Here is an 8271-nt window from a genome sequence, read left to right on the forward strand (position 1 = left end):
ATTAACCGCTGGCAAGACCGCATGAACACATACTTATTCGCTCACGCGCGAGTTCACTTTTTGGGTGACAGCGCTACGCACCCGATTGAGCCGCCCTGGCGCGCGCTGGCGGCGTTGCTCCTCTTTGCGGGCATCAGTCTGCAGCGTCGTGCGCCGCGAAGGGCCGCCCCCGAGCAAGCACAACCCCCTCGGGGGGCAGCGCAGTACGCGAAGCGACAAGCGTGGGGGCTCCCGCGCGCCTTGCCAGCCCACCCCATGACGGCTCACTCGGGCGCGTCCAACTGCGGTTTCTAGGATGATTGGACGCATTTCAGGCCAGCTGGCCGAAAAGAACCCTCCCGAGGTGCTGGTGGACTGCAATGGTGTCGGCTATGAAGTGCTGGTGCCCATGAGCACCTTCTACAACCTGCCGGCTCTGGGCGACAAGGTGAGCCTGCTCACGCATTTCGTGGTGCGCGAAGACGCGCAAATCCTCTATGGCTTTGGTTCGGCCGCCGAGCGAGCGGCGTTTCGCCAGCTCATCAAGATTTCCGGCGTGGGCCCGCGCACGGCGCTGAGCGTGCTCAGCGGCATGAGCGTGCAGGAACTGGCCCAGGCCGTGACTCACCAGGAAGCCGGCCGCATCATCAAGGTGCCGGGCATCGGCAAGAAAACCGCCGAGCGCCTGCTGCTCGAGCTCAAGGGCAAGCTGGGCGCCGACATCGGCGTGCAGGTCAGCGTGGCCAATGATGCGCAGTCCGACATCCTGCAGGCGCTGATGGCGCTGGGCTACAGCGACCGCGATGCGGCGCTGGCGCTCAAGGCCCTGCCCAAGGACATCGGCGTGAGCGACGGTATCAAGCTGGCGCTCAAGGCCCTCGCCAAATGAGCGCAGCGGCAAACGTGGGGGACTCGGCTCCAGACCAGCCAGGGCCGCGGAACCGGCTTGGCCGGGCCGCAGGCGCAGCGGCCCCCTCGGGGGGGCAGCGCAGTACACGAAGTGACAAGCGTGGGGGCTAAATGAGCATCCAGACCGACGATTTTTCCATCTCCGACCTGCCGCCGTCCAAACGCGTGATGTCGGCTGCGCCCGCCTCGCCCCATGAAGAGGCGATTGAGCGCGCGCTGCGGCCCAAGCTGTTTGACGAGTATGTGGGCCAGGCCAAGGTGCGCGAGCAGCTTGAAATTTTCATCGGCGCGGCCAGGAAGCGCAGCGAGGCGCTGGACCATGTGCTGCTGTTCGGCCCGCCCGGCCTGGGCAAGACCACGCTGTCGCACATCATCGCGCACGAGCTCGGCGTGAACCTGCGCCAGACCAGCGGGCCGGTGCTTGAAAAGCCCAAGGACCTGGCGGCGCTGCTGACCAATCTGGAGAAGCACGACGTGCTCTTCATCGACGAGATTCACCGCCTGAGCCCGGTGGTCGAGGAAATCCTCTACCCGGCGCTGGAGGACTACCAGATCGACATCATGATCGGCGAAGGCCCGGCGGCGCGCAGCATCAAGCTCGACCTGCAGCCCTTCACGCTGGTGGGCGCGACCACGCGCGCCGGCATGCTGACCAATCCGCTGCGCGACCGCTTCGGCATTGTGGCGCGGCTGGAGTTCTACACGGCCGAGGAGCTGGCGCGCATCGTCAAACGTAGCGCCGGCCTGCTGGGCGCGCCCATGGACGAGGAAGGCGGCATCGAGATTGCGCGTCGCTCGCGCGGCACGCCGCGCATCGCCAACCGTTTGCTGCGCCGCGTGCGCGACTACGCCGACGTGAAGGGCGACGGCCGCATCACGCAGGACATCGCGCACAAGGCGCTGGCCATGCTCGATGTCGACCCGCAGGGCTTCGACCTGATGGACCGCAAGCTGCTCGAAGCCGTGATTCACCGCTTCGACGGCGGTCCGGTCGGGCTGGACAACATCGCCGCCAGCATCGGCGAAGAGCGCGACACGATTGAAGACGTGATCGAGCCTTACCTGATCCAGCAGGGTTATCTGCAGCGCACCCCGCGCGGGCGCATCGCCACGCTGGCCGCGTTCCGCCATCTGGGCGTGGCGCCTCCGAACCGCGAAGGCGGACTGTTTGAATCTGCTTGAAGAAAATCCACGGAAGGCGTGCGGATGAACCGTGATCCATGGCTTGAGCCGTGGGTGCCCTTGTTGCACCGCTATCCGAAGACGGCCGAGATCCTGGAGCTGAGTTGCGGCCCGGGCTACGACACATGGTTCCTCGCGCAGCAGGGCTTTCACCGAATCACCGCCACCGACATTGCCCCCGAAGCGCTGGCCCTGACCTCGCAACGGGTGCCCGCGGCCACCGTGCTGCACCACGACCTGAACGATCCCCTGCCTTTTGCCGATCAGCGCTTTGGCGTGGTCATCGCGAGCCTGTGCCTGCACTATTTTGAATGGGAGAAGACGCTGGGCATCGTGCGGGATATCCACCGCTGTCTGGCGGACGGCGGCCTGCTGGTCTGCAGGTTGAACTCGACCGGCGACGTCCACTACGGCGCCACCGGGCATCGCGAAATCAGCCCCCACTACTACGAAGTGGATGGGCAGGCCAAACGTTTTTTCGACGGTGGCGAGGTCTTGTCGCTTTTCAGCGCAGGCTGGACCACTCTGTCGATGCAGGAAAGGACGATAGGCCGCTACGAGAAACCCAAGGTCGCCTGGGAAATCCTGCTCACGAAGGACGCGACGGCTGCGCTGTGACAGGCGGGCGAGCGTGGCGCAGGATCAGAATCTGCGCCAGGTAATAGCTGGACAACACCCACAGCGCGGCCATCGGCAAGGGCTGCACAAACCGGTTGAAGGCCAGCAGCGAGTCGCTGAGCATGAACACGCAGGCACCGATCGCCGCCCGTGTGGCGGCCTGGTCGCGCAGCACCGTGGCCCGGCCCAAGGCCTGGGCGGCCATGAGGGCGATGGCCGTGACGTAGACGGCCACCGGTGCGCGCAGTTCGGCCGGCAGGCCGTGGGTCCACAAGAAGGCGTACATCAGCGCACCAATCCCCCCGGTGACGGCCAGCGCACGGCGGTTCGGCAGCCAGGGCACGCCCTGCTTGAAGAGGGCGATGTAAAACAGGTGCGCCACGAGGAAGGACACCAGGCCGGGGATGAAGTAGCCCTCAAACATCAGGAACACGTCGCCCGCCAGCGACGCCGCCAGGGCGAGCCATAAGTAAATGTCAAATCGGCCCCAGGTCCCTGATTTATGGGTGCGAACAGCTACCAAAGTGATAGCAAAAACCATGGGCAGCGGTTTGAAGAGGCGGTGCCATTCCAGCAGCTCCAGCGCGCCGGTGGCGGCTCCCAGTGCGGCGGCTTCCACCAGCAGCACTTCCAGCATGCTCAGGCGCCCCTGCAGCACCGCGCCCATGGCCCAGAAGCCGGTGGCGAGGGCGGCCAGCCAGACGGCCAGATGGGCCGGGGGCAAGGAGTCGGCAAACCACAGAAAGGCCGACACGCAGGGCAGCAGCGCCACAAACTGCAGCCCTCCAAACCACCGCACGCCACGGCTCGCGGCAGGTTGAAAGGTCTCCACCTGGCTGATGTCAAACGCCGGCCGCGGAAAGCGCACCGCCACATCGGCAGGCCGCCAGCCCGGCGGTTTGAACCAGACGCGGACCTTGTCGGCCCAGTTTTGGGCGTGCCAGGAGTCCTGGAGCAGCGACCAGTAGACTTCGGCGTTGGCCCACAGCGGGTCCCAGCTGCCCAGCGGGCTGCGGGTGCCGTAGACGCAGGGCTCGCCTTCTTCCCGGAAGCTGCCAAACAGCCGGTCCCAGAGGATCAGGATGCCGCCGTAGTTTTTGTCGATGTAGTGGTCGTTGACCGCATGGTGCACGCGGTGGTTGGACGGCGAGCAGAACACGCGGTCAAACCAGCCCAGCTTGCCGACCTGTTCGGTATGCACCCAGAACTGGTAGAGCAGATCCACCAGCGCGACGATGCCAAACAGCACCGGCGGGACGCCGGCGATGGCCAGCGGCAGGTAAAAAATCCAGCCCAGCAGCAGATCCGAGCTGCTTTGCCGCAGCGCGGTCGACAGGTTGTAGCGCTGGCTCTGGTGGTGCACCACATGGGCGGCCCACAGCACGGCCGACTCATGGCCCATGCGGTGCAGCCAGTAGTAGAAGAAATCATAAAAAACCAGGGCCAGCAGCCAGCCGTACCAGGTGTTCCAGAACGCCTGCGCCTGTGCGGCGGGCACCAGCGACACCGATGATTGAACGGCGCTGTAAATGCCGATGCTCAGCAGCGGCAGCAGCACGGCGCTGAGCTGGCTGAGCGCGCCCAGGCTGATGCTGTTGATCGCGTCGTCGAACTGGTAGGTGTTGCGGCCGGTGCCTTTGCGCTCGCGCAGCCAGCCCCAGGCGAACTCGATCGCAATCAGCAGAAAGAAGACCGGGGTGGCCAGAACGATGATTTTTCCCATCGTTCAATTTTGCGTCGAATCAGGTCAGCGCGCCTCTGGCGTCAACCCTGATGATCTGCTCGACCGTGCCATGCTGCAAGCCGCCGCGCACGCCGATCAGGTGGTCGTGCAGGTTGACCGTGGGGTCGCAATGGCCGGGAATCAGCCAGACCGTCTCGCCCAGCGCGGGCAAGGGTTTGCCGCGCACAATGCCGTGCTCGTCACCACCATTGGCGTAGTCCAGCGCCCGGCCGTGAACGGCCGGCAGGCCCGAATCAATCGCGTGGCTTTTATGGCCGGCGTCCACCACCGCGTGGCTGGCGCAGGCGCTGATCACCTGTGACTTGACGAAAAGGGCGTGTTCAAACTGCGGCTGTGCCGGGTCGGGTTCGTTGCTGGCGTAGTCGCGGTCCATGAACAGGTACGAGCCGGCCTGCAACTCGCCGTAGACACCGCTGGCCGCCTCGAGCAAAAACGTGCCGCTGCCGGCGCCCGTGACCAGCGGCACGGCATGGCCCGCGGCCTGCAGGGCGGCCACGGTGCGGCGCACATCGCTCACCACCTGCTCAATCGCAGTGCGCCGCTCTGCCAGCGTGCGAAAGTGCTGGGCGCGGCCGTGGTAGGCCTGCAGTCCGGCAAACTGCAGTTGCGGGTGGCGGGCGATGGTCTGGACCAGCGCCACGGCGGCTGGGCCGGGATGCACTCCGCAGCGGGCCTGGCCCACATCAATTTCAACCAGCACGTGCAGGTGCACCGACAGGCCGTGGGCGGCGGCGGCCAGCCGGGTGATGCCCTCCAGGCTGTCGACCGCGATGGCGAGCTGCCCGTTCAGGGCGGCAAGCTGCTGGGCCAGGGCCACCACGCGCTTGAGCTTGGCCGGCGCGATCACCTGGTTGCTGATGTAGATGTTGCTCACGCCGTGTGCCGCCAGCGCCTCGGCTTCGGCGGTCTTCTGCACGCAGACACCCACCGCGCCCGCCGCCATTTGCAGTCTGGCCAGCGTGGCGCTTTTGTGCATTTTGGCGTGGGGCCGCAGCCTGACCTGGTGCTGGCGCGCAAAGGCGGCCATGGTGGCCAGGTTGCGCTCCATGGCGTCCAGGTCAATCACCAGCGCCGGCGTGTCAATCGCGCCGACGGCCTGGCCGATCAGGCCGGTCAAATGGGCGGGTAAATCCATCATCATGAGTAGCTCTCGTCGCGTGTGTCATCGTCCAGATGCTGGGTGTCGGCCCAGCCCACCAGCGAGAAGCCTTCGGGGCTCCAGAGCAGGCGGTTGATGGCTGCATTGCCCAGCTCCCAGGTGCGCGGCGCCTGCAGGTCCAGCCGGGTGGCCGCGCGGTACAGCACGTCCATCACCCCGCCATGGCCCACCATGGCGATCAGCTCGCCCCGGTGCCGGGCGGCCAGCCGCTGGGCGGTGCTGACCACGCGCTCGCGCAGCTGCAGCAGCGATTCGCCGCCGGGGGGCGCAAAGCCGGGGTCGCGCTTGCGCCAGCGCATCGCCTGCTCGGGCAGGGCGGCTTCAATTTCGGCAAAGGTCTTGCCCTGAAACTCGCCAAAGCCGCGCTCGCGCAGGCCTTCTTCGGTCGTCACGTCCACGTTCACGGCCCGGCTGACGTGCAGCGCGGTGTCATGGGCGCGCCACAGGTCGCTGGCATAAATGGCGGTGATGGGCTCGCCCGCCAGCGCCTGCGCCAGGCGGTGCGCCTGCCTGCGGCCGGTGTCGTTGAGCGGGATGTCGAGGTGGCCCTGGATGCGCGAGTCCACATTCCAGGTGGTCTCGCCATGGCGGATGGCAATGATGCGGGTTGGTTCTGTCATTTATTTAATTACACGAAGTGAGTGAGCGTGGGGGCCAACAATTTCCCGCCGGGCCGCCCCAAGGGAAATTAGCCCCCTTGGGGGCATCCTTCGATACCTCAGGATGAACGGGAATGCGACAAGCGTGTGGAGGCCCGTGCGCAGCGCCGGGCCGCCCCAAGCAAGCACAGCCCCCTCGGGGGGCAGAGAGTTACGCGAAGCGAGCGAACGTGGGGGCCACATCTTCAACGTGAGATTTCGATGTCGATCCGGCGCGGGCCGGCGGGGGGCACCGGGAAGCCGCGCAGGGCCGCTTCGAACATGGCGGGCAGCACAGCGGCCGGGTCGGTCCACAGGCCTTCGTGCACGGCCCGTGTTTCATACGCCAGTGCGTTGGTCCGCAGGTCGCGCATGATCACGGTGACCTCGCGCTTGTAGAACGGGCGCTCATAGACCATGGGCGGAAACGCGAAACCAACAGACCCGCCACCCCGGCTGGCGCCGAGGTACATGCCGGGCACGCCCGGCGTTCCGAAGCCGTAGCCGTCGTCATACGGCGAGCGCAGCGGCCCCTGGCTGCTGGCCCCAATCAGCACGCTGAAGCGGGCGTTGTCGGGACTGAACACCAGGCCGACCCGCTCCAGCGCCGTGCGGGCCATGGTTTCGAGCTGCGCCTGTGCGGCCTCGGCGCTTTGCTGCGAGGGCAGGCGCTCGAAGCGGTAGGTGCTGCCGGCGGCCGGCGGGGCTGGCGACCAGCGTGCGAACGAATGGACCTCGCTGTCGATGATCCATTTGCTGGCGCACCCGGTGACGGACAGTGCCAGAATTGCTATTGAAACAATAGCTGTTAGCGCGCGTTTCACAAGGGCCTCCGGTCGAAATTATCCTGAAGAAGATGGTTGGCGAGTGCTAGACGGCGCTCAATCCGATCACCTGCAGGCCGGGCCGTGCAGGTTCCGCGAAGGTGTCCGCATCAAACGCCTTGTCGCCCTCGGCGTCGGCCACGCCGGTGGTCTTGATGTTCTTGAAGTCGTGGCGCTTGCTGTCCATCAGGTGCGAAGGCACGATGTTTTGCAGCGCGCTGAACATGTTTTCCAGCCGACCCGGGTACTTTTTGTCCCACTCGCGCAGCATGTTGCCGACCTGCTTGCGCTGCAGGTTTTCCTGGCTGCCGCACAGCGTGCAGGGGATGATGGGGAAGTCACGCACCTGGGCCCAGCGCGTCAGGTCTTTTTCGGCCACATAAGCCATGGGGCGGATGACGATGTTCTTGCCATCGTCGCTGACCAGCTTGGGCGGCATGCCCTTGAGCTTGGCGCCAAAAAACATGTTGAGGAAGAATGTCTGCAGCATGTCGTCGCGGTGGTGGCCCAGCGCGATTTTGGTGGCCCCCAGCTCGCCGGCCACGCGGTACAAAATGCCGCGCCGCAGCCGCGAGCACAGGCTGCACATGGTTTTGCCTTCGGGAATCACGCGCTTGACGATGCTGTAGGTGTCCTGGTTTTCGATGTGAAAAGGCACGCCGAGTTGGCCCAGGTACTCGGGCAGGATGTGCTCGGGAAAGCCGGGCTGCTTCTGGTCGAGGTTGACGGCGACCAGCTCGAACCTGATGGGCGCGCGTTTTTGCAGCTTGAGCAGGATGTCGAGCATGGCGTAGCTGTCCTTGCCCCCGGAGACGCAGACCATGACCTTGTCGCCTTCTTCAATCATGTTGAAGTCGACAATCGCACGGCCGACCTCGCGGCACAGGCGCTTTTCGAGCTTGTGGTCTTCGCGTTCTATCTTGAGTTTTGCCGGCGCCGGCGCCGGCGCTACTTCATCTTCAATCCAAACGGCACTCATCGTTTCACCACTGTCCTGTCTCGACGCGAATGGCCACTTCGCAGTCGTCAAAAATTTCAAGTTTGGCAATCCTCACCCGCACCCCCAGCACGCCGGGCAGCAGCATCAGCCGGTGTGCCAGCTTGCCGATCAGGCTTTCCAGCAGGTTCACATGCTCGGCCGTGCACTCGTTGATGATGATCTGGCGCACCTTGCGGTAGTCCAGCACATGTTTGATGTCGTCGTCGCTGGGCAGCAGC

At 65.4% G+C, this 8271-nt stretch carries 9 protein-coding genes; 3 read left to right on the forward strand and 6 right to left on the reverse strand.

The features are described 5' to 3' along the window. Positions 1-295 precede the first annotated feature (295 nt). The 3 genes from ruvA to V6M61_RS04315 all read left to right on the forward strand — a co-directional run bounded on the left by ruvA (position 296) and on the right by V6M61_RS04315 (position 2688). The gene (ruvA, locus tag V6M61_RS04305) at positions 296-868 is read left to right on the forward strand and encodes a Holliday junction branch migration protein RuvA (RefSeq protein WP_332775333.1); all 573 of its coding nucleotides are present in this window, start codon (positions 296-298) and stop codon (positions 866-868) included. Between the two features lie 131 nt (positions 869-999). After that, on the forward strand, positions 1000-2070 hold the full coding sequence (gene ruvB / locus V6M61_RS04310; protein WP_332775334.1) for a Holliday junction branch migration DNA helicase RuvB: 1071 nt from the start codon (positions 1000-1002) through the stop codon (positions 2068-2070). 24 nt (positions 2071-2094) lie between these two features. Then, positions 2095-2688 (forward strand): class I SAM-dependent methyltransferase, encoded by a 594-nt coding sequence (locus tag V6M61_RS04315; protein WP_332775335.1) that lies wholly within the window; start codon positions 2095-2097, stop codon positions 2686-2688. Here the strand turns inward: V6M61_RS04315 and V6M61_RS04320 are convergent. The 6 genes from V6M61_RS04320 to V6M61_RS04345 all read right to left on the reverse strand — a co-directional run. Continuing rightward, positions 2660-4411 carry a lysoplasmalogenase family protein gene (locus V6M61_RS04320; RefSeq protein ID WP_332775336.1) on the reverse strand — a complete coding sequence of 584 codons (1752 nt, stop codon included), beginning with the start codon at positions 4409-4411 and terminating at the stop codon, positions 2660-2662. The two genes, V6M61_RS04315 and V6M61_RS04320, sit on opposite strands and share 29 nt — an antisense overlap. Before the next feature lie 19 nt (positions 4412-4430). Then, positions 4431-5570, reverse strand: coding sequence for a DSD1 family PLP-dependent enzyme (locus V6M61_RS04325; RefSeq protein WP_332775341.1), 1140 nt, complete (start codon positions 5568-5570; stop codon positions 4431-4433). Then, entirely contained in the window at positions 5570-6211 is a 642-nt protein-coding gene (locus tag V6M61_RS04330) for a histidine phosphatase family protein (protein ID WP_332775337.1), read from the reverse strand. The genes V6M61_RS04325 and V6M61_RS04330 overlap by 1 nt, the downstream gene beginning before the upstream one ends. A 224-nt stretch (positions 6212-6435) precedes the next feature. Beyond that, on the reverse strand, positions 6436-7053 hold the full coding sequence (locus V6M61_RS04335) for a DUF4136 domain-containing protein (RefSeq protein WP_332775338.1): 618 nt from the start codon (positions 7051-7053) through the stop codon (positions 6436-6438). A gap of 46 nt (positions 7054-7099) precedes the next feature. Beyond that, on the reverse strand, positions 7100-8032 hold the full coding sequence (ttcA, locus tag V6M61_RS04340) for a tRNA 2-thiocytidine(32) synthetase TtcA (RefSeq protein ID WP_332775339.1): 933 nt from the start codon (positions 8030-8032) through the stop codon (positions 7100-7102). Positions 8033-8036: 4 nt separating this feature from the next. Then, positions 8037-8271, reverse strand: a 235-nt coding sequence (locus V6M61_RS04345; RefSeq protein WP_332775340.1) for a dihydroneopterin aldolase, incomplete at its 5' end; no start/stop codon positions are given.

The organism is Polaromonas sp., assembly GCF_036676035.1.
GTDB lineage: Bacteria > Pseudomonadota > Gammaproteobacteria > Burkholderiales > Burkholderiaceae_C > Polaromonas.